The sequence below is a fragment of the Enterococcus sp. DIV0183 genome, from assembly GCF_050541505.1.
GTDB classification, from domain to species: domain Bacteria; phylum Bacillota; class Bacilli; order Lactobacillales; family Enterococcaceae; genus Enterococcus; species Enterococcus faecalis.
Window position 1 is genome coordinate 1,977,085 of record NZ_CP172932.1, and the last position, 22,697, is coordinate 1,999,781.

The following is a 22,697-nucleotide window of genomic DNA, read 5'->3' on the forward strand; positions in this document are numbered from 1 at the left end:
TTCAAAAACCCAAAAGGGCATAAAAATCCCAGTGATAAATACTTTTATCACTGGGATTTTTATGCATAACCATAGGTATACAAAGCATACAGATATTCTCTGGATACTTTAGAATCACATGATAAAGGTATTCTTAAACTGGGTACAAAAAACTAAGCCCTCCTAAAAAAGGACATCTAATTATTTGTTCCTGCTATCAAATTGACAGTTTATTTAAGAATACCTTGCCGCATATTTATTAACTCCTTTTAAATAGTCACTTAAATAATAGCACGTAAGAGCATATTTGTAAAGGAATCTCCAATTTTTTATCAAAAAGAGTACATGATTACAAAGTATCTGTAATCATGTACCAATATTTGTTATTTTACAATCTTCCAATTACTCCCGTTCTTTTCAAGTACCAAATCAAATTGAGATACCTGCGTTGCTTTGGTCTGCTGGTCGATATACTCCACTGTCAGCGATACCGTGACTTGATTATCCTTACGATTGTGAATAGGATTTACCAGTTCTTGAAAGATGTACTCTTTTCCGATTGGTTTTAATATCCCGTCATTCACATAGTAGGAAAGTTCACTGGCTGTCGCTGTAGGATAGAGCTTGAAGAACGTCGTTAAAAACTCATTGATTTCATTGGTTGTAATGGAATCAACCGTCCCCTCACTTTCAATGGCTTTTGGTTTATAACTTGATTTCTTAGGTATGTTGGTAATGGTCGGATTCTTAACCAGTACCATATTTCCAGAACCATCTACATAGACACTCACTATATAAGCAGAGTGGACGGTCTTTGTATTTTCTCCCTCTGTAATGAGCTGGTCTACACTGTAGGTTACATTAAACTCATTGTCGCCAGTTGGCTCTACCGTCCATATCTGAAATCCTCTTACAGAAGACGATACAGGAATATCTTTGCGTACTGTATCAACATTGAGAGCTTGAAGTTCATCTGTCAGATAGCCTTTTAGACTTTCCATTCGATTATCAATGGACTTATCGGATTGCTCCCATGAATAGTAGACTTTCGCAAAGTTCTCTACAAAATTTTCTACATGATGAGTATCAACGTATTCCTTTTCTATGATAGTTGTTTCGTGAATAGTATGAGTATCTATAGCTGTAAAGTGCTTGAATATCGCAAAGCTGAAACTAAGCCCTAAAAGTACCCACAAGGCAATCACAACCTTTTTATGAGGATTGACCTTATAGACACGAGGTTTCTTTTCCTTTGGTATCTGTTTTTCTTTATTCTGATTTTTTCTAAATTTCATCATTAAATCTTCCTTTCTCATTGTTTGATTCGTCCTGCTCCCACTAAATGCTGTTGCCAGTAGGGGCTTGTTAAGTCGGCATAACCGATTGGGTCGCCTGCATGAAACATACGGTTATTGCCAAGGTATATCCCAACATGAGTAATATAAGAGCCAGCGTTATAGGTAGAATGAAAGAAAACCAAATCGCCAGCTTGTGCTTCCGATAGTGGGATATGCTGGGTCACATCATATTGCTGTTGTGCGGTTCGTGGTAAGTTAATTCCAGCTTTTCCATACGTCCATTGTGTCAGTCCGCTACAATCAAAAGAAGTAGTCGGGGAAGCTCCACCGTAAACGTATCGCCAGCCCTCATATTTCAGTGCTTCGTCCATGATGGCTTGTACCGTATCATCATCAAACTCTGTTGTGACAAGATACTGCGTTACCAGTTGCACATAAAACATATTGCCATAGTTGTATCGCCAGCCCCCATTGATAGGTATGGCTATGGGATTGGGGTAAGACACTTTTTCGCCACCTGAATACTCTTTTGAGAAACTTTGAGCCAGTTCAAAGGTATATTTATTTCCACGATTAGCCACATACCCTAAGAAACCACCACCATAATTGTAGGACTGGATAACCGATTCTAAATCTACACTGAGCCTTTCGCTACTGGCTAATAATTCACTGAAATACTTCACACCTTGCTTAATGGATTCTTCTGTACTCAATGAATTAGGTGGAAGACCGAGGGATTCCGAGGACTGCATAACATCTTCCGCAGTACCGCCCGATTCCACCTGTATAATCGCAAGAAGTATGTTGACATATTCTTCAACGCCATATTCTTTGGCATATTTTTCTACCATAGGCTTATGAGCCAGCACTTCTGCGGAAACATTCACACCTCCATAATGAATATTGGAAATTCCGCTGTCCTGTTCATCTGAAAATAAAATGGCAACAAACAGAAGCAGTGAGAAGACCATCAAGAATAATCCAGAACCACCAATCACTAAAGTTTTCAACTTCATGGTTTCTTACCGACTTTCTTAATGGTGGCGGTTTTGATTGGTGGTCTACTTCTTGTATTTTGTAGTGGTACTCTTTGAACAGTAGACGGACGTTCTTTTGTGATTGGACGTTGTGAAGTTCTATCTGCTGTAGTGGTTGAAGTTGCTGGCTTTTGAACGGTTTTTTCTTGAACGGTATTGCCTTGGCGTTCCACTTTTGGACTTGAAAAATCGGACTTAACTGCTGGACGCTCTTGTTTGGCTTGTTGAGATTCCTTATATGAAGTCTGAATATTAGACTGTTTTGAGGTCTGTTCATCATGATATTGTTCTTGTCTTGTAGTCGGTCTTTCATGAACAGAAGAAGCAGGCTGTTTTTTCTGTTTGACCTGTTCCATTTCAGAGCGACGCTTCGCAATGGTTTTTCGCCTTTGTTCCTGCTGTTCCTTGCGTCCACTGGCTCTGTCCGCTTTGGTTTGAGAAATACTACTGGTTAAATCACGGACATTCTCTTTTACTTTGGATTTTCCTTGATATACTGCATATCTTGCATTGGTCGGCAAATCTTTAACCTGTTCTTTCAAACCACTAGCAGTGTCTACCATTCTGTCTTTGGTATCAGCTACTGTACCGATGGTTTGACCGATACGTTTTCCAAGTGTTGATTTTTCCTTTCCGTCTGGTCGGGAGTGATCTGCTTGTGTCCTTGCAGAACTCCCCGAACCCGACTGTCCTTTTTTACCTGTAACAATGGCAGACCCAGCCCCTAGAGTAGTCATGGAACGTCCAAGTTTCCGCTGTAGACGGTGCATGTGAGCGTGCATAAGCATACGAGGTTTTCTCATCACACGACTTCCCACACTTTGAGAATCGTTACTCTGTAGAGAAAACATACTCATTAAATCGCCCAGCTTGAAGTAGATTCCTGCAAAGGTCACAATCTGTAGAAAAGCAATCAAAAAGAACGGATAACCAGCCGATAAGGTATAGAGCATGGTTGAAATACTAAATGCTGTCGTAATAATCAATGTGATTCCAGCTCGTGTCAAAATGGTATTAAAGAGCTTTGTTATGGCTCGTTTTGACATACCATCAAATGATGGAATCATGCTTAAAATAAAGCTCACAGGCAGAAACATAGCATAGATGATAAAAAGTACCTGCGAGAAAATCATGATTCCTGTTAATAGGAATACAAATATGGAAATCCCAATATTGAAGACAAATAGGAAGAAGACTGTACCTAAACGGTTAATGGTCTTTGTAATGGTTAGATTGGTATTGCTTCTGTCTTCAATTTCTTCCGCAACAATTTTTTCTCTGTCTTCGCCATTGTTGGAATCTGGGCTGGTGGAGAGCAGGCTTTCCACACGGTCAATACCGATACTTTCAATGTCTGAACTGTTGTATTGAAGCAGTAGCCACGGTTGCTGAACCTGTATGGAAAACAGGCTATCTCTGATTAAGTCCACGCTGTCCTTGCCTTGACTATCGGAATGGGGCATGACAATCTTCGTGCCAAGTGATAAACTGGCATTACTGATGTCTGATGAAAAGTCATTGATTTTTTTAATGTAGTCGGGAGCGTAGGCAATAAAGGAAGCCGATAGGATAAACACCAGCACAAAATTCATAATGGCATGAATTGCCTTTGTGGTTTCTCTCTTTATCAGTCCCGTATAGGCAACATAAACCCCAAGAACCAAAATCAAGAGTAAGAGGAATCCAACATAGAAACCCTCTGTTGAAAATCCGTTTGCACTCACACCAGCTAAGGTCTGCATATTCTTACCAATGGAATCTGCTGTAGCGGAAATGAAGTCTAAGGAATAGGCTTCCTGTACTAAGTAACCTGTCGCATTGGAAACATACAAACTGATTGTCCAAATAAAATTGGTAATGGCATATAGTCCATACATGACCTGTTTTCCAATCCCGTCCGACCAGTTCCACGGAAGCCAGCCCCAGCTATTATCCACATAAAAATCCAGTTGATAGTTTTCAAGTGGGTATCGGCTGTATTCATTTGCCACATTGACCGTATCATCTACCAAGCCCGCAGCTTGAACCACCGTTCCCAGCATGGCTAAAAGAAAAATGGCAATCACAAGTGTGAAAGCCACTGTCATTGCCACTTTACCTAGACGTTTCAGCGTCCAGTTTGATTTTATTCTGTTTACTATTGATGGTTTCACATTTACACCTCTTTTCGCACAGGTGGTCTGGTATCAAAGGCATGGAGCAGTTCTTCAAATACAGGGTGGAACTGTATCACACCGACACGACCATATAAATCACTGATAAGGCATTGCCCGTTTTCCAAATCACGCAATCGCTTCTGATTGTTTTCGTCCTCTGGGTCTACACCAAAAAAGGCTAAGGTCTTTTTAATCTCGTTAAGGTCAGTGGAACGAAATGCAAATTTTAAGCCGAGGTTATTTTTCAGTTTTTCATCTAAGAGGTCGTCTGTATTTTGGGTCACGAAATATACCCCAGCGTTCATAGCACGACCAGCCCGAACCAGCTTCATAGATAGTGTTTTTCCTTGTGCTACCTGTAAAAAGCTCCATGCTTCGTCTAAATCTACAATCTTGAAAATGCTTCGGTCTGTATGGATAAAGTCTAAAGCAAAGGTACTAATGACAATCAGCATAGCAACGGATAAAAGCTCCATAGTGGTATATTCCTCAAAGGAAGTTTCCTTGTCGGGAAGTACCAAGTCCGCAACCTGTATAATGTTCAGTTGTTTTTCTAAGCTGATAGACTGCTCCACATAACCATTACTGAATAATAAATGTGCAAAGTCATAGTCTGTAAAACTTTCGATATGGTCGGCTATACTGGTACTTAGTGGCGTATTCTCAACCCGTAATTCCTCAATCACTTTCATCAACCCTCGTACTTCACTATTGGTTACTGCACGAATGGCTTTTCTAAGGATTGGGAAGCGTTCCCCATCACGAGAGGAAATCCCCGTAAGGAATGTCAGAATATCAATAGCCAGTGATTCAGAATCTTTGGGATTTTTCATAATCACATAAGGGTCAAGTAAGCCTTTGTTTTTCTCATCAGAAGTCAGAGTGACGATATTGATTTCATGGGAAATCTCTGGCAAGGTTTCTTTCCATCTGCCACGTTCTGCTTTTGGGTCTACAATCACTGCTTGTGCCCCATAAAGCACCGCATAATAGACGATAAGGTTATTCGCAAAGGATTTACCACCACCCAGCGAACCAACAAAAGCCGACGCTAACGCATTGGTTACTGAACCCTTAACCCCTTGACTGGCAAGAGCAGGTTTCAGATAGACATTGCGTCCAGTATCTAAGCTGTAGCCAACATAAATCCCCTCATTTTCCCCCAGCATTTGAGTAGCACCAAAACCTAAACCAGCGAGGAAATCAGAGGTCACGTATTGAATATAATCATTCATATAACGCTTGCTGGCAGGTAAAAATTCTTCATGTAAGCCGAGCATATCCCCAAATGGTCGTACCAGTTTTACGCTTAAATCGTCATAAAAATCTTTCACTTCATTACAACGACGTTTGAGTTCGTCAAGATCATTTGCTGATACCCTTACCACATAAGACAGCTTGTACATAGATTCCTTGCTTTGGTCTAAATTGGTTTCCAGCTCATTCACACTTTCCAGAGCTTCCGCCACATTGGAGCTGGTTTCATTATCACTTTGCCAAGCGTGGTTATCCAAGTCTTTCAGTTCTTTCTTTTTATTGCGGACAGTAGATAGGGCTTTACGATTCGCTACAATTTCCACATTCATTGACGTATCAATCGGGAATGTAAATTGCTGTTGCTGGTAGTAGAAGATTTCAGAGGACGGGAAGTCCAGTTCTCCGACAATGCTGTTAATGGTAAAGTAAGCTACATAGACGGTTTCATCTTCCTGCTGGATTTTCAAATATCGCTGTTTTTCTTCCACCAAACAGCGAGTAGGCTTAATCAAGTCATAGTATTTAATCAGCGTTTCATTATCCAGCTTTTTCTTTGATAGATGGTACTCATACTCTTCATAGGCAGTGCCTGTCTGTCCGTAAAGGTGTTCAATCAGATAGCCGAAGTCGTCCTTATCTAACCTGCGGATTTTGAAACGACGAGAGATTTTATTTTCTAAGAGCTTTTCCATCTTCTGAAAACGCAGGATTTCATCATTACTCATACTAACAAAATCGCCCATCAGCTTATGGTTCACATCATAGACAAAATCAGACAAAGCATTTTTTGCTTCAACGGTAAGACTTTTCATAGAAAACTCCTGATCGTTGAGAAGCAACTTAAAGCCGATAAAGAAACGGTAGTTCACTTGATTTTCGCCAATCATGGATATTAAAGCGTCTGTCTGTTGGTCGATTTTGTCATAGGCAACCGCTTTGAGCTTGCCAGTGACTTCATTTTTGGAACGCTCTTGTGCAGAACGTATGCTGGATTCTGTACTGATTTGTAAAGCATGAATTTTGCCATCACGATTTTGTGCGATAAGCTGTCTGAAAGAATCATGCACTTGTATTTTCTGTTCTGGACTTAGAAATGAGTAATTGTAAGGAACAAGCTCATAGTAAGCATAACATTCCCCGTCTTTATTCCAGACGAGATTGTTTTCAATGTATTTAATTGGATATGCCATAAAATTCACTCCTAACTGCTGTAATGGCTTCTTGTGGCTGGTTTCTGCCAAGCGTTACTTTTTTTCCTGCATAGGTCAGCTTTGGTCGCAGTGCATAAGCAATGACAGACTTCAAAAATCCATAAGGCTTTTTACCATCAAAAGTTTTTGTAGACATAAACCATGTGAAAGCCACAGGAATCCCAAAGTATTTGAGAAATGCTCCCTCTATCATGGAAAGAGGGGGCAAGTTGCCAAGTATCATCACTGCAAAGAGTGACACGACAAACCATGTCATTTGCGTAAAGGTTATGGGAAACGGAAGTCTAAAATCATTGATAGAATACAGTACCTTTTCCACAGACCAGATACTGGTATAGCTTCGTATTTTCTTCATGTAATCAATCCTTTCATAAAAAATAGGGGTAGCTGATTGAGCCACCCCGTAAAATAGAAAATCTGCCAGTAGTAATGTACCGACAGATTTAATAGACGATTTCAAAAATCCCATGATTGGTTGAGATAAACGTTCCTGAAAGGTCTAAATCCCGACCATAGGCTTGATAATCAATATAGTTTTGAAGACTAGCTGGTACTTCGCCTAAAGCACCCGTTTCTTCAATGTAGTAGCGTGCCACGTCATACATATCATCACAATCGGAATGAATGATAATATCCTCTTGATGTTCGCTTAGTTCTTCAATGCTTGAAAAATGAGTGAGCAGAGCAGATAGCTCCGATTGTAATTCTTCGGGTAATTCCGATACCATTTCCCATAGTCGATTGAGTTCGCCAATGGAAGTGTATTCGTCAACCGTAAAGGGTAACTCGTAGTCATGAATGGCGTATTCCTCATATTCATCATTCAAGCCGATTTTCTCTTTGACTTCCTCAAAGTCAATGGGAAAGGTAAACCACGCACCGACCAATTCGCCCTCATTGTATTTGCCTAAATTCGCAATATAGACTTGCATATCGTCCATATATTCACGTCCTTTCTTTGTAGAGATTCAAAAATCCCTACCGCACTTCGTTTGGTGTACCATTCCTTTGCGGAACATAAGAAAACCACTTATATTCCACAAAAGAACGGTTTTATTTAAGCACCAATAATGCGATTGAATAGCTCTAGTAAAATGTCTTTTACTCCAGCAGCGTTGAAGACTAAGCCAACCGCAATAATCGCAATAATTAAAAAGCCAATCAGTTTGCTAAACTCACGCTTGAAGCCAAGATACAAGCCAATCACAACGATTGCTAAAAGCACCAGTGATTGAGCGTTTGATAGAAACCAGTTATATATGGATAGGTAAGTTCCTGATATTATAAATATCTCAAACTTTTCCCCCCATTCACACGGAGCGTGCGACTTTCACCGCACTCCGCGTTCCATCGTGTTTATATTGAAAAGTATTTATGTAGTAGACCTATATCAAGTTTAATTCTTGATTGCCAGCTAATACTCTATATTTATTTAGTCTTATGAGCTGGACTTTATTTAGCTTCAATAGAGCTATATATTTTTGTATTGTTTCTTCTGTTTTAGCGTGTATTAGACGGTGTACCGCCTCTTTTACCAAAATAAGATTTTTATAATCGTCATTTCCACCAGCTCCAGTTGGTACAATATGATGACAATGTATTTCATTAGCTTGTTGAAATTCTTCCAGAGTTATAGCACATTTTCCATGTTGAGCAGAAAATAGCGAAATTCGATTGTCTGCGTATTCTATTGTGCGATTTTCCAAAGATAATTTCATTAACTGGTACATCAGTAATTTATCAACACTTAGATTGGTGTGGATAAATTTTCTTCCCTCTAGAGTGTAGCAATTCGCTAAATACACCTTTGCCATTGGTTTTCTGTGTTGGATATATCCAACAGGGAAAATAGGTTCGCCCTCGCCAGCAACATACCGAAGCATTTTAGATTTACCATATCTTGTTGCCTCCTTTGTCGTAAGTTGTCTGCCTGTTTTTCTCAATCTGCCCCTTTTGTTTGTACCTAATCTGTTAGTGAAGATAGCCATTACAGCTCTATTCAGTTTCATACAATCCAGATTTACATTCGTTGCAATCTGATAATAATTTTGCATACCTAATACCATTGAATTATAAAGTCTTGTTTCTTCTAATTCCGTTTTCCCTTTTGAGGGAGAAGCAATTTTCTTTGCCTGTGATACCAGCTTGTCTTTTTGGTTTTTGAATTGTTTATCACTTATATGTGATTTAACAACTAACTTCTTTCTTCTCGGTATCATTTTAATCTTGAAACCAAGAAAGTCGGAGTATCTTTTTCTAACATTTACAATTCTTGTTTTTTCTTGTGATACTTCCAATTTTAATCGTTGTTCAATCCATTGAGTGATTGCTATTTTGGCTTTTTCAGCACTTTCCTTGTAGCGGCAGAAAACTCTAAAATCATCTGCATAACGAACCATATACATTTCCTTTAACTTTGTTTTCTTCATTTCTTTGTAAGCGTTGCTTTTACATGGGCTACCGCTTTTATTGATATGAACCACATAGTTTTTTGTAACAGGATTTTCCTGCCATTGGCTTTCTACCCAATGGTCTAACTCATTAAGAACAATGTTTGCTAGTAGTGGGGATATTATTCCCCCTTGCGGAGTTCCTTTCTCTGGATATGTTATTGTACCGTTAGTCATTTTGATTGGAGCTTTTAATATCCTTTTTAAAATGAATATCAAGTGCTTGTCCCGTATTCCCATAGCCCATATCTGTTTTATCAGCTTGGAATGGTTCACGTTGTCAAAGAAACCCTTAATATCAAATTCAATCACATAATGTAGCTGGCTGATTTGTAGGCGGTTATAGGTTGCTTTTATTGCATTTTCAACTGACCTATTAGGTCTAAAACCATAGCTGTTTTCACTAAATTTAGCTTCGCAGATTGGTTCTAATACTTGTTTTATACATTGTTGTATAAGCCTGTCCCACATACAAGGAATACCTAGAGGTCTGGTTTTACCATTTGGTTTTGGTATTTCTTTTCGCCTCACTGGCTTAGGTCGATACCCATGTGGACTGCCTGCAACAATGTATCTTACTTTTTTGACAACTGTTTCTGCTGGCAATTTGCCAATATCTTTAATTATTGTACCGTCTGTTCCTGCTGTTTTACTGCCTGCATTTGCTTTGATATTTCGATATGCCAGTAATATATTTTCTCTCGATAGGATAATATCCATAAGATGAGTGAAAATATCTCCATTCTTACTTTTGGCATATAAATCATCAAAGGTGTTTTGCATTTCGTAATATTCAGCGTGTCTTAAATCTTCTACACACAATGTTTCATTTTTATTTTTAGGCATAAGGCTTCACTCCTTTACTTGAAATTGAGTGAGCTTTTTTATCTTACTCGTAATCCTTATTGAAACAACATAATACTTTTCTAATATATACACGACTTGAGGGCATTCCTCCATTCTCATTACAAGAATTTCTTAGGTTCGCCCTCTGCTTTTCAGCATTAGTTCAACTGCTTATTGTTCTTCGTCAGTTTATTCTCTTGATGAGAACCCAATACCTTTCCTCGTTCCGATAATCTTATCTATACATATATATCCTTAGGTCACTAGCTATAAGCCTGCTGGCTTGATACCGCCTGTAACGTTATATGGCATTTCATAACCTATATTCTTACTTTGCCACACCAGCTACGATTTCTCGTACCTTTGCATTTCTACAAAGTTCAAATTTAGACCCGTACATTCGCTGTTTCGTCAGTTCCTTATAGAACATTCTAACCATAGATATTTTATAGACCCCCGACCTGTTGGATACGCTACCCACCTCTGGATAGTTTTCGATAGAAGATATATGTTCATCAACTATTACGGTATCTTTCAGCCGTCTTTACCGAGCTTCAAACATTCTGAGTTTCCTCATACAATGCTTGTCGGAGGCTCAGGGCAGGCGTTTCAGAGCGTTACTTCATCATTCCACCTGTCAGATTATCAGTTCTCCTAATAACCAAACTTTTTCGTTCTTTTATTAGTGCCTTAGCTTTTCACTAAGGAACGAGTCGCACAAAGGTTTTGTCCAAAATTCATAAAAATGTTCTCCTCTCTATATTCAATGAATTTGTATTTGAGTTATTTTTTTGTTGTTATCACGTCCTGTTCTTTTACTGACTGTTGCTTCAAAATCTGCTTGTGTCGGTCTGTCAGTTTCGCATGGTCGAGAATGTCTTTTACAACCTGCGTCTGGTTGATTTCATCAAGTTTAATCGCAACCTTTAAGGTCGGGGCAACTTGATGAGATAGCCAGTTCAGCGTCCTTTGGAAGGAGTAAGGCTCTGGTTTTGTGGTTAGTTTTAATCGTTCACGATTGTTCCCAATAAACCAAGCCCATTCTTCATTCAGTTTCCAATCAGAACGAGGTTTGGAATCGTCTTTATCTACAAAACGGATATACCGATTGATAATTTTAAAGGCGGTATGCTCTGGATTGTCATAGACGAGTAAATCACGGACTGCATAATAGGCACGCTCATTTTTCAATCGAATCTCAAAACGGTTTTTTACTTCTGCGTCTTCAATGGGAATATCATTTTTCTTGTACTGCTCGTAGTCCTTTTCATAGATACAGAAATAAACTTCACTTTGTAATGAACCGATATAGAGGGTGTTTCCCATACATTCCTTTTCCTCTTTGCGTACCAGTTCGCCACTGCGATAGCTTTTAAAACTGCGGAAGACGGAGATACATTCTTCCTGTTGGCACTTTTCAGTGAGTACAGGGATATTTAAAATCCCTGTCTTATCGTTAATGGCAAGGTCAAGGCGTTTCATCACACCGCCAGCCACCAAAACGTCCATAAAGAACTCATACCAGCTTCTTTGTTGTGCCAGAAGATAGCTTTCAAATTGTCTGCACCCACGACCTTTCAATTCCACCAGAACTCCTTTGTCCAGTTCATGGGAGCAAAGGACGAATATGTCGCCTAAAGCATAATGCTCTGAATAAGAATAGAAACCATAGTCCTCATGAAGAAAATAGGACAGTTTCAGTTGTAAGATGTTTTCGACCACCTGCTGTACGTCTGTTGTCGGAAAGCGAATTCTTACATAATCAAACAGCATTTCAAGGGGAGCGTCGGGATTGAAGCGTTCCAGAGCTTCCCAAAGGGACTGCTGTAAATCCTCTGATGGCTTGACTTTTCCTGTTTCAATATCGCTTAGATACTGCCTTGTAATACCAGTCGCAACAGCTAAACGGTTTTGAGATAGTCCATAAGCCAAGCGTTTTTCTTTTAAATGCTGTAACCAAGTTTGTTCATTCAGTAAAAATCCCTCCAATCAAAAAGGCGTATGTCAACTTTTAAAGCCCATTTGACATACGCTGAAATTTTGTAAATCCCTTGTAACCAAAGGATTTTCTAATGTTTTTTTGACTGTTTCCTGTCGATTTGTACCCCCCTGTTAGATACGGGGGGGTAAGTGCTGGCGTGGCTATTGCCACACCAGCCAGCAAGATCAGTCCACACCTGCGACTTCCGCTTCGCACGTCGCCTGCGTGGACTGTCTGCTGTTGGATAACTTTTTAATTTCCTCCAAGAAATCATATCCTTTTGGTACAAGGGGAGTATAAAACTCTGATATGACACTTGTTCCTACATCAACATAGCCACGACCTTTGATTCGCTTTAAGAAGAAATCCTTTTGTACGTCACTGCCAAACATCATGCCATAGCCCATTTCAGACATACGACCTAAAGCCACTCTGAAATTAAACTGATCACGGATTCCGTCGCCTAAATATTTTGCGTCTGGACGTTGACAAGCCAGTATTAGAAAGAAGCCAGCTTGACGACCTAACATGACAATCTGTTTCAGCTTATTCATAACTGCGGTGTTTTCTTTTGTTCCCAGCATTTCCATGAAAGCGACGTATTCATCAAAGATTAAGAAGTGTGCCGGGAGACCTAAGTAAGCATAATTTTTGCCAGTCTTATAGTTCTTCATCTGCTTCATTTCCTCACTACGTTTCATCATTTCTTCATAGAATGTTTCAATGCAAGAAAGCAAGTCTTCTTTTCTATAGTAGACATTTGCCATCACAGAACCTAAGTCCGCAAGATCAGCATTTTTCGGGTCAAGAATATACAGTTTTGAATCTGTATGAAGCAAGGCTTCAATCAGTGTCAGTATAAAGTAAGTTTTACCGCCACCTGTACCACCAGCAATCAACATATGAGGGAGCTTATCATATTCCCACCATACGTTTTTCATTAAGCGAAGTTTACCATCTTTAGCTTCTACTTCATCAATAGAAATACGACTGGCTATGGTGTCATAGAGCAAAGTATATTCCACATAGGAATCCTTTAACTCTTTATCCGTCAGCTCACAGTACAAGCCACTCTCTAATTTCTTTTCCAAGTGTAAGAGTTGGTCTTGATATTTTCCCAGCGTGATTTCCACCCGTATCTGTATCAAGCCATTTTTAAGTCGATAATACATTTTAGGGAAGTAGGTTATCTTTTCCTTTGTACGACCAGCACTATCTTTAAAGAAACCCTCTGTTTTGACCTGTTCAGATTCATACCACTTGTTTTCAAGTATCATCTTTGCCAGTTTTTGACGGTGGTAAAGTTGTTTAACCGTATCATAGCGAACCCGTTTGAATACAAACGCTACCAGCAAGCAGATAAGAATTGCGACACTGAAACTGATAATTAAATAGGGAATGTCAATCTTATCTGCTTGTGATAGGTTAAAATCCTGCCAGTTGATCTGCTGGATTGTCTTCACATGAAACAGTCCGACAACCAGCAGGAAAACAGGCAGGAGTGACGCTATCGTAAAATGAAAGACTAAATCTTTACCAGATGGGCGAATCCTTTTACCACGCTGTTTCATGCGAAAAAGTCTCCTTTCTACCTAGCGACTATTTGTCTTGTGTCGGTTCTTTCTTTGCTTGTGGTTGAGCTTTGAATGAACTAGAATCCTTTGTCAGCACAATATCGTCTGCCTTGATATACCAGTCAACATCTGCTCCTTGATAGGTGGCAGTAGCAACGGTGTCCGCAATGGGATTGATAAGTTCCACCCGTGCGTTATAATCAAACTCTTTCAAAGGCACGCTGGCAGGAATACTTACTTGAATCATGCGTCCTTGTCCTTTGGATTTTAAGTCATAGGTACGTTCCTTGATTTCATCTGAAACCGACCCGTCTTCATTTTGGATTCTCACTTCACGACGTAGAGCAGAGAATTTCAATTCTCCAAAAGTCGTGTCTTTATCTAATACAATGCCATTTGCTAATCTCATCATTTTTCCTCTCTTTCTTTATTCTTTTATCATGTCGTCAGCATGTAAAAGGTAATTTGTAAAACCACGAGTGCCGATTTTGTAGCCCTCTGCGGTAATACGTGGATTGACTAACTTCACACGTTCCTCAAAGCCGAAATGTTTTTCGCCAGCTTCAGCAGGAAGCACCACCACAATATCATCTGCTCTTTGAACATCAGAATAGAGATTATAGCTTCTTGATAAGACAGTTAGCCGTCCGTTGATTCTTCGCTGAACGACTTTATCCTCGCCAGCAAATTCTAAATTGCCGAATGTTTTTTCCATGTTGGGAATCACAAATTTAAGTTCCATATTTTTACCTATCCTTTCTTTTTTATTGGCTGAATGAATGTTTGATGGTCTTAAAGAGTGGGGAACGACCTTTTGATTCTTGATTTTTTGTTTTCATAAGTTCACTTCCTTTCAAAATCGGGTAAAAAAATAGACACCTCATTTTTTGAAGTGTCTACCTATTAAATATTCAAATTTTATTGGAAGTATCTTTATATCTTCACTTTTCAAGGATAAATCGTCGTATCAAAGCTCATTCATAAGTAGTAAATTAGTAGTAAATTGAGTGGTTTTGACCTTGATAAAGTGTGATAAGTCCAGTTTTTATGCGGATAACTAGATTTTTATGCTATTTTTATAAGAAAAATCTTACTTAGTGTTCTATTTTTGTTTGTCTATTTTCAGAAAGCTGTCGTGTAATCCGTACCATTCGCTCACAAAAAAGAGGAATTTCTTCTGGTGAAATTCGGGAACAGTTCAAGCGAATACTTCCACGTTTTTCACTAAAAGCTACACTTGGTGCTACCAAAACACCTTCTCGTAAAAACACTTGCCAATCTTCTGGCTTAAGTGCCCCTTGACACCAATGTGCCCATAAATAAAAGCCGCCTTTTACTGGCGAAACTTCCCATTCTGACAACGATTTAAATACTTGATATACAGCTGTTGCTCGTTGTTCTACTTGTTTATTTAATAACGTAATTTTTTCAGAAAAAGAAGGATCTTCAATCGCCATTTTAGCGAGCATCTGCGGAAAAATACTCAACGAAACATCCATCATTTTTCTGGCTTCTGCAATTTGTTTCGTCACGGAGGCGGGCGCACTTAACCAACCAATTTTCGTGGTCGAACCTAAAATTTTTGACAACGAACCGATATACAGGACATTGTCTGGATCTAATTTTTTTAAAGGAGGAATTTCTGTTTTTGAGATAAAACTTAGCTGCCCAAAAACATCATCTTCTAAAATAGGAACTTGATACGTTTGACAGACTTTCACGAGCTGTTCTCTTTTTCTTAAAGGCATCACTGTCCCAGTCGGATTTTGAAAGGAAGGATTAACCATAACCATTTTGATGCGATGTTGTCGGATTGTTTGTTCTAGCGCTTCAAGATCAATCCCTTCCTCTGTCATGGGCACACCAAATAAGCGCACACCAGCAGCTTGGAAAATTGGTAAGGCATAGAAGAAAGATGGATCTTCTACGGCAACACTATCTCCTTGTCTCAATAAAACTTGTAAAACTAAAAAAAGTGCTTGTTGCGCACCTGAAGTAAGCAATAAACTTTCACTTGGTAAATGAAGCTGATATTCCGTTGCTGTAATGGCTTGGATTTCTTTTCTTAACGGCAAATAACCTAATTCATCTTGTGCTTCCTCTTTTAAAAATTGTTTCCAATTTAATGCTGGAAAATCGAAACTGGGAATTAAGTCTAACGGCAACTCACCTGTATACATATCTAAGTCAGTCGGCAAATTTTGTTTAGCTCGTAACTCAATCTCTGCCACCAAGGGATGAACTTGTTTGAACACATTTTGTTCTAAATAACGATGCCAATCCGTTCGTGGCGTCATCATTACCCCCCATTTCCCTTCGTTGACAATCGTTCCGCTCCCTCTTTTTCGCACAATCCAACCCAAGTCCACCAGTTCGTCTAATGCATGAACAACGGTTGAACGATTGACAGACAAGTACTCTGCCAGTTTACGTTCCGAAGGGATTTTTTCGCCTGGTAATAATTCGCCTGTTTGAATCTTTTGAACAATCATTTCCATAATACTGCGATAAATGGGAACATTTTGTTCTTTTTTAAGTTGCCACATAGCAATCACCTCAACAATTGGATGAGTTAAAAGTAATCCAGTTTAATGCTTTTGTCAATCGAAAATACAAGAAAAGTGAGACAGCCGTTTTGACGAATGTCCCACTTTTCTGTTTTACTATTAACAGGTTTGTCTCAATGTTTGTGTAAAAATGCTTGGATGGTGTTATAAAAGATTCCTGCGAACATAAAGATTAACCAACTAAACCGCCAATCCCCTAAAACAAAACTAATAAATAGATAGAGTGCAACAACTAAGGGCCAATAAACGGATGCAATAATTGCACCGACAGGATTTCCCACAGGTCCTTCCTCTGTTTTTGTTTGTTGAGGGGCAAAATCAGGATGACCAACATGTTCTGAATAAAAATAAGTTTCATTTAACAATTTATTAAAACTTCCTTTAATTACTCCACCAAATATAAACAAGAAGACGCCAACCGATACTAAAAAGAAGAGCCAACTAATCCCCATCGTTCCATTATAATATTGTCCGCCCATCATTTGATGCATGGAACGGCGCATCATCAGATGAAGGCCACTACTAAAGACAACAACTGGGATTAAACCCAAAATACAAAAAACTACGCCCGCTGCCATACAAAAAATAAATGATCGTTGAAAACTTTGTTCTCTTTGTGCAACTTCTTTTTTTAACTTAATCGGAATCAATCGTTGCCCCAGCTGTTTGTCCATTGCAACAAACCGATTACCAGCAACAATAAATAATGGAACGCCGATTGCCACACCTATGAAAAGACAAACTAAACCAAGACCGTTAGAAAGAACACCACGCATACCAACCAGCAAGCCAACACCCACCATGATTGCAACAACACCAAGACCAATTTGAATAGCACCTTTACGTTGGACAGCTAAATAGTCAAGTCCTTCCTCCACTGAAATTTCTGGCAAACCGTTCATTGAATCGTTTGTTTCATCCACTTGTTTATTTTCTAAATTCAATTCTTCCATTAATTCATCAATAGTACCAAATTCAGAAATAATTGTACCAATTGCTTCATTTTCCGATTTTCCTTGGCTGAGCAAATCTTCATAACGATCCTCAGCATTTGCTAATAAGTCCGCCTTTAATTGTTTTGTTTCAGGTGTTTCAACAACGCCTGAAAATAAGCTATCAATAAATTCTTCTATAATTTTCATTTTCCCATCTCCTTTACAAATGCTTCGACGACGTCTTTTGTTACTTCCCATTCTAGTAACTTTTCCTCTAAATAACACTCTCCTGCATGGGTTATTTGATAATAGGTCCGCTTTTTGCCATGCGTTATTTCTCCTGGAAATGATTCAATGTAGCCATTTTTCTCTAAACGTGTAAAAGCAGAATAAAGTGTCGTTTCTTTAATCGAATATTGTTCTTTAGAAATTTCACGAATGCGTTTAGAAATCGCATAACCATATGAAGCGCCGGATTGTAAGATTGAGAGAATAAAGGTATCGTTGTATCCTCGAATTGCATCACTACCAATCACATAAATTCCTCCCTCAAGTACTTCAACTATCGTACTACGTCTGTCGTTGTAATTATCTTAACACGATTACTACGATAGGTAAAGTAAAAAAAGCACGTAATGCAGAAATCATTTTAATTTCTGCACTACGTGCTGTCTTCTTTTCAGTCTATAGTTGAATGTTAAATGGTATCACCATTAAAAATAGAATTTTTTACAATCACATAATCAACTTTACGAATCGCTTCTAAATCACGACCTCCCGCGTATGAAATGGAAGATTGTAAATCTTGTTGCATTTCGACTAAAGTATCTGCCAACTTCCCTTTATGGCGTAACCAGATTTTTTTGCCTTCAACGTTTTTCTTTTCGCCTTTTTGGAATTCAGAGGCGCTACCAAAGTATTCTTTGTAAACAACGCCATCTTCCACTTTTGTTTCACCTGGTGATTCTTCATGTCCAGCAAATAATGAACCAATCATGACCATAGTTGCCCCAAAACGCACAGATTTTGCAATGTCTCCATGGGTCCGAATTCCACCATCTGCAATAATTGGTTTCCGAGCAGCTTTGGCACACCAACGTAAAGCCGCTAACTGCCAGCCACCTGTCCCAAAGCCAGTCTTAATCTTAGTAATACAAACTTTTCCTGGTCCAATCCCCACTTTGGTGGCATCGGCTCCAGCGTTTTCTAATTCGCGAACGGCTTCTGGTGTTCCAACATTGCCCGCAATAACGAACGTTTCTGGTAAAGATTTTTTCAAGTGTTGAATCATATTAATCACCGCATTTGAATGACCATGGGCGATATCAATTGTCACATAGTCAGGAACTAAACCTTCTCGGGCTAACGTTTCAACAAAAGCGTATTCCCCTTCTTTCACACCCACACTAATTGACGTGATTAAGCCCTTTTGTTGCATTTTTTTAATAAATGGCACTCGCGCCTCTTCATCAAACCGATGCATGATATAAAAATAACCATTTTCAGCAAGGGTTTCCGCAATCGTTTCATCAATAATTGTTTGCATGTTCGCTGGAACGACAGGCATTTTAAACGAATGTTTTCCTAAAGTTACTGTAGTATCACATTCAGAACGACTATTCACGATACATTTATTGGGAATTAATTGGACATCTTCATAATCAAAAACTTTCATACTTACTGCCTCCTAGTTATTTACAAAAATAACGTAAAAACCGAACATTCGGTCATTTAACGTTCGTGTTTACAAACACCATTGTTAATTTACACTATTTACCGCCACTTGTCAAAGGCGTTTTAACGAAAATTAATCTTTTTATCCTTCTTGAACGTTTGGTAAAATGGCCTGCAATAAAATAGCAACAATTGAGGCAGTTGCCACGGGTGAACTAAATAAATATTGTAAAAATTGTGGTAGAGTTTCCAAAAACTCTTTTGGTAACAATGTCAACGCTAACGTCATAATAATCGGAACGGCAATTACATACATCTCTTTTTCATGAATTGTTACATCACTCATGACTTTCATTCCACTTACAGAAATGATGCCACAAACAACCACAAAAACACCGCCGATAACTGGTGCCGGAATGGCCGAAATCAAGGTGGAAAGTTTTCCAGATAAGCCAAATAAGACAAACCACGCACCTGCAGCCACAAAAACCTTGCGACTAGCAACTCCAGTGATTGAAATAATCCCAGCATTTGTAGAGTAACTAGTTACTGGCGTGCCGCCAATGAATGAAGAAACTAAGCAACCTAAGCCTTCACCAATTACGCCGCGATTAATTTTTTCTTCGGTCAAAGGTTCAGCGACAACATGACTCACAGCAAACCAAGTGCCTGTTGTTTCCGCCATTAAAACCAGATAAATAACTAACATCGTGGCAATAGCTGACCAATCAAATTGGAAAGAAAAGTTAACTAATGGTAACTGAGGCAAACTAAACCAAGCCGCTTCACTAACGGCTGATAAATCAAGTACCCCTAATAATTGTGCCGCGATGCTCCCAAATAATAATGCCAAAATGACAGAAGAAACGCGGAAAATCCGCCCTTTTTTCAAAGCAGAACCTAAGAGCGCAAAGAAGATCAACGTACCCGCTGCTATAAATGCTAATAAAATATTTTGTCCTAATTCCCCTTTTGCGTGGTAAATATTATCCGATAAAGCGACTGGCATTAACGAAAGCCCCACCACAAAAATAATTGTTCCTCCCACAATTGGTGGAACAAATTTAGTGATTAAACGATTAAAGATACCAGTAAATCCTAATATAATAACAACAATTGCCCCCACTAAACTAGCACCTAAAACTGCGCCCCAGCCATTTCCTTGTTGGTTATTGGCAAAATAAATTCCTGCAATTGCCCCGATTGGAATAAATGAAGGGCCTTGCGCAACTGGTAATCTCATACAAAAATGAGATTGAATAATCGTGGCAAGTCCTGCTGCTATGAATGTTGCTTGGATTAAAGAAGACGTTTGTGCTGTGCTAATCCCAATAATTGAAGCAATGATCACAGGTACGACGTACACGTCCATTGCTAAGACATGCTGAATCCCTAACATAGTGGCCTGCCCAAAAGATACTGAATCTTCTGGCCCCACTGTTAAATGAAGATTATTTTGTTTCTTTTCACTCATTTTTTATACTCCTTTAGTTGCTGACATTAAATTTTTATCATGTACTTTTTCACCTTGTACCCAGACTTCTCGAATATTTTCTGGTCGTGCTAAATATAAGATTTTTTGGAAAATATCAAGCAATGATTCCCCTGGATTTTTAGGGATTCGTGCTTGTGACAAGCTTGTATTAATAATTTGAACATCCCAAGCATACCCTTTTTCTAATTTTCCAATTGGCAAACTTAGCGCTTGACCACCACCAGCAGTAGCTAAATAAAACGCTTCATTTACGGTAATCCGTGCTGTTTTAACACCTCGTATTTCTGTTTTTTTTGTAGCATCGACGCCATCTTCTAACATTCTAGAAGAAATAACCGCTTGCTTTAAATTGTCAAAAAGACTTGGTGAAAAACCACCTGAAAGATCACTACCTAAACCAACTTCTACTTGATGTTGATGTACTAATTTTGCAATCGGTGTTACCGCATTGCCAAAATAAGCATTAGAGATTGGGCAGTGCGCCACAGCCGTCCCTGTTTCATGGAATAAATTCATATCTGTTTCTTCTAAAAAGCCTGCATGTGCCATCACTGCTTTTTCTGTCAATAAACCAAAATCATTCAATGCTTGAGCATCATTTTTTCCAAAACGTTCTTGAACAAATTGATGTTCCCAATCACTCTCACTACAATGACTTTGAACATGGACTTGATATTTCGCTGCTAATTCTCCTAATCCTTTAAGTGCTTCCTCTGTACAACTAGGAATGAAACGCGGAGTTACAACGGGATACACGCCTTGTTTTGTTTGCTGCGCTAATGTTTGAATTTCTTGAATAAACCGTTCCGTTTCTTCTAATGCTTGTTGCGTTGTTTGATCACGATAGTATTCAGGATTCTCATTAAGATCATCCATTACAACTTTACCAATTAAGCCACGCTGCCCTTTTTCCGCACAAATCTCTGCCAAACGACGGCTGGCTTCATAATGAATGGTTGCAAAATAAAGGGCTGTTGTTGTCCCATTAGCCAACAATTGGGTTACCAATTCATCATAAACTTGTTGGGCAAATGTTAAATCTGCAAATTTGGACTCCAAAGGAAACGTGTACGTATTCAGCCATTCATACAATGGAATATCCAAGGCGGTCCCAGATTGTGCCCACTGAGGTGCATGGACATGTAAATCAACAAAGCCAGGTAAAAGATAAGAATCTTGGGGCAATTCTTGAAAACGTTGTGCCTCTTTTTGTTCTGCTAGCACAGTTTCATACGCTTCAGCATCTGGTTCAATTATTTCCTGTATTACTCCGGCCTCATCTATACAAAAAAGTGTCTCTTCATAAACTTTAATCTCTTGCAAATTTTTACTAGAAAAACCTGTTCCTTTTATTACAAAATGAAACATTTAATACTCCTCCTTACTATCACATGAAGATTATACATAAACTTTCGTTTAATAACTATAAAAATGTGAGTTTTTTTAAAAAAACACGTGTTAAAACAAGCAAAAACCGAACATTCTAAGAATGATTTATTTTTTCTTTGGATAAACAAGAAAACTTTCTATTCTTAAGATTCTTCGGTATACTTGAAGAGAATCGTTAGAACTTTAGGAGGTCCTGAGATGATACAGATCGAACAAATTAGAACAGGTGTTATTCAAGAAAACTGTTATCTTGTTTATAATGAAGAAGCATTATTAATTATTGATCCAGGTGCAGAAGGAGCAAAACTAATTCAAGAAATTACCCGTTTAGGGAAGAAACCAGCCGCTATTTTATTAACACATACTCACTATGATCATATTGGTGCGGTAGAAGAATTGCGCCATCATTATCAAATCCCTGTTTATGTTAGTCCATTAGAACAAGCGTGGCTTTCCAATCCTATTTTGAATCTTTCAGGATTAGGCAGACATGATGATATAGCAAATATTATTGTTCAACCCGCCGAACATGAATTTAAACTGACCGATTATGAAATTGGCGGCATGAAATTTTCCGTAGTCCCAACACCTGGTCATTCAATTGGTAGCGTCAGCTTTGTCTTTGATGATTTTGTTGTTGTTGGGGATGCATTGTTTAAAGGTAGTATTGGTCGTACCGATTTACACACTGGTGATATGCAACAATTATTACACAGCATTACGACCTATCTATTCACTTTACCAGAAGAATTTCCTGTTTATCCAGGCCATGGTGATGCCACAACCATTCAACATGAAAAAGCCACAAACCCATTTTTTAATTAGAGATTTATTCACTATTTAAAGAA

At 38.7% G+C, this 22,697-nt stretch carries 19 protein-coding genes and 1 pseudogene; 1 reads left to right on the forward strand and 19 read right to left on the reverse strand.

Annotated features, from left to right (window positions below):
• Position 1: 1 nt before the first annotated feature.
• From IGK72_RS09655 to guaD, 19 genes and pseudogenes are all read right to left on the reverse strand, one after another.
• A pseudogene (locus IGK72_RS09655) lies at positions 2–49 on the reverse strand (hypothetical protein); the annotation flags it as partial.
• Positions 50–362: 313 nt separating this feature from the next.
• Positions 363–1,295 carry a conjugal transfer protein gene (locus IGK72_RS09660; RefSeq protein WP_001224319.1) on the reverse strand — a complete coding sequence of 311 codons (933 nt, stop codon included), beginning with the start codon at positions 1,293–1,295 and terminating at the stop codon, positions 363–365.
• The gene (locus tag IGK72_RS09665) at positions 1,292–2,293 is read right to left on the reverse strand and encodes a lysozyme family protein (protein WP_000769868.1); all 1,002 of its coding nucleotides are present in this window, start codon (positions 2,291–2,293) and stop codon (positions 1,292–1,294) included. Before IGK72_RS09665 ends, IGK72_RS09660 begins: the two co-directional genes overlap by 4 nt.
• Complete coding sequence (locus IGK72_RS09670; RefSeq protein WP_000804748.1) at positions 2,290–4,467, reverse strand: CD3337/EF1877 family mobilome membrane protein; 2,178 nt, start codon at positions 4,465–4,467, stop codon at positions 2,290–2,292. The genes IGK72_RS09665 and IGK72_RS09670 overlap by 4 nt, the downstream gene beginning before the upstream one ends.
• Before the next feature lie 2 nt (positions 4,468–4,469).
• Complete coding sequence (locus IGK72_RS09675) at positions 4,470–6,917, reverse strand: ATP-binding protein (RefSeq protein WP_000331160.1); 2,448 nt, start codon at positions 6,915–6,917, stop codon at positions 4,470–4,472.
• On the reverse strand, positions 6,901–7,293 hold the full coding sequence (locus IGK72_RS09680; RefSeq protein WP_000723888.1) for a conjugal transfer protein: 393 nt from the start codon (positions 7,291–7,293) through the stop codon (positions 6,901–6,903). The genes IGK72_RS09675 and IGK72_RS09680 overlap by 17 nt, the downstream gene beginning before the upstream one ends.
• A gap of 88 nt (positions 7,294–7,381) precedes the next feature.
• Positions 7,382–7,879 carry an antirestriction protein ArdA gene (locus tag IGK72_RS09685; RefSeq protein ID WP_000342539.1) on the reverse strand — a complete coding sequence of 166 codons (498 nt, stop codon included), beginning with the start codon at positions 7,877–7,879 and terminating at the stop codon, positions 7,382–7,384.
• A gap of 116 nt (positions 7,880–7,995) precedes the next feature.
• Complete coding sequence (locus IGK72_RS09690) at positions 7,996–8,220, reverse strand: hypothetical protein (protein WP_032509114.1); 225 nt, start codon at positions 8,218–8,220, stop codon at positions 7,996–7,998.
• Positions 8,221–8,323: 103 nt separating this feature from the next.
• Complete coding sequence (gene ltrA, locus IGK72_RS09695) at positions 8,324–10,234, reverse strand: group II intron reverse transcriptase/maturase (protein WP_002286940.1); 1,911 nt, start codon at positions 10,232–10,234, stop codon at positions 8,324–8,326.
• Between the two features lie 783 nt (positions 10,235–11,017).
• Positions 11,018–12,223, reverse strand: a complete 1,206-nt coding sequence (gene mobT / locus IGK72_RS09700) for a MobT family relaxase (protein WP_000398284.1) — start codon at positions 12,221–12,223, stop codon at positions 11,018–11,020.
• A gap of 177 nt (positions 12,224–12,400) precedes the next feature.
• Positions 12,401–13,786, reverse strand: coding sequence for an FtsK/SpoIIIE domain-containing protein (locus IGK72_RS09705; RefSeq protein ID WP_000813488.1), 1,386 nt, complete (start codon positions 13,784–13,786; stop codon positions 12,401–12,403).
• Positions 13,787–13,814: 28 nt separating this feature from the next.
• Positions 13,815–14,201 (reverse strand): YdcP family protein, encoded by a 387-nt coding sequence (locus tag IGK72_RS09710; protein ID WP_000985015.1) that lies wholly within the window; start codon positions 14,199–14,201, stop codon positions 13,815–13,817.
• A gap of 15 nt (positions 14,202–14,216) precedes the next feature.
• The gene (locus IGK72_RS09715; RefSeq protein WP_000420682.1) at positions 14,217–14,531 is read right to left on the reverse strand and encodes a YdcP family protein; all 315 of its coding nucleotides are present in this window, start codon (positions 14,529–14,531) and stop codon (positions 14,217–14,219) included.
• Between the two features lie 352 nt (positions 14,532–14,883).
• Complete coding sequence (locus IGK72_RS09720; protein WP_023894643.1) at positions 14,884–16,335, reverse strand: PLP-dependent aminotransferase family protein; 1,452 nt, start codon at positions 16,333–16,335, stop codon at positions 14,884–14,886.
• 134 nt (positions 16,336–16,469) lie between these two features.
• A complete protein-coding gene (locus IGK72_RS09725) occupies positions 16,470–17,498 on the reverse strand; it encodes a permease prefix domain 1-containing protein (RefSeq protein WP_002397145.1) in 1,029 nt (342 codons plus the stop codon).
• Positions 17,495–17,827, reverse strand: coding sequence for a PadR family transcriptional regulator (locus IGK72_RS09730; protein WP_002397144.1), 333 nt, complete (start codon positions 17,825–17,827; stop codon positions 17,495–17,497). The genes IGK72_RS09725 and IGK72_RS09730 overlap by 4 nt, the downstream gene beginning before the upstream one ends.
• A gap of 161 nt (positions 17,828–17,988) precedes the next feature.
• The gene (guaC, locus tag IGK72_RS09735) at positions 17,989–18,966 is read right to left on the reverse strand and encodes a GMP reductase (protein WP_002356720.1); all 978 of its coding nucleotides are present in this window, start codon (positions 18,964–18,966) and stop codon (positions 17,989–17,991) included.
• 141 nt (positions 18,967–19,107) lie between these two features.
• On the reverse strand, positions 19,108–20,439 hold the full coding sequence (locus IGK72_RS09740) for a nucleobase:cation symporter-2 family protein (RefSeq protein ID WP_002359736.1): 1,332 nt from the start codon (positions 20,437–20,439) through the stop codon (positions 19,108–19,110).
• A 3-nt stretch (positions 20,440–20,442) separates the two neighbouring features.
• A complete protein-coding gene (gene guaD, locus IGK72_RS09745; RefSeq protein ID WP_023894645.1) occupies positions 20,443–21,828 on the reverse strand; it encodes a guanine deaminase in 1,386 nt (461 codons plus the stop codon).
• A gap of 219 nt (positions 21,829–22,047) precedes the next feature.
• Here guaD and IGK72_RS09750 point away from each other — a divergent pair, with 219 nt between their 5' ends.
• The gene (locus IGK72_RS09750) at positions 22,048–22,674 is read left to right on the forward strand and encodes an MBL fold metallo-hydrolase (RefSeq protein ID WP_002356716.1); all 627 of its coding nucleotides are present in this window, start codon (positions 22,048–22,050) and stop codon (positions 22,672–22,674) included.
• The last annotated feature ends 23 nt before the right edge of the window (positions 22,675–22,697 follow it).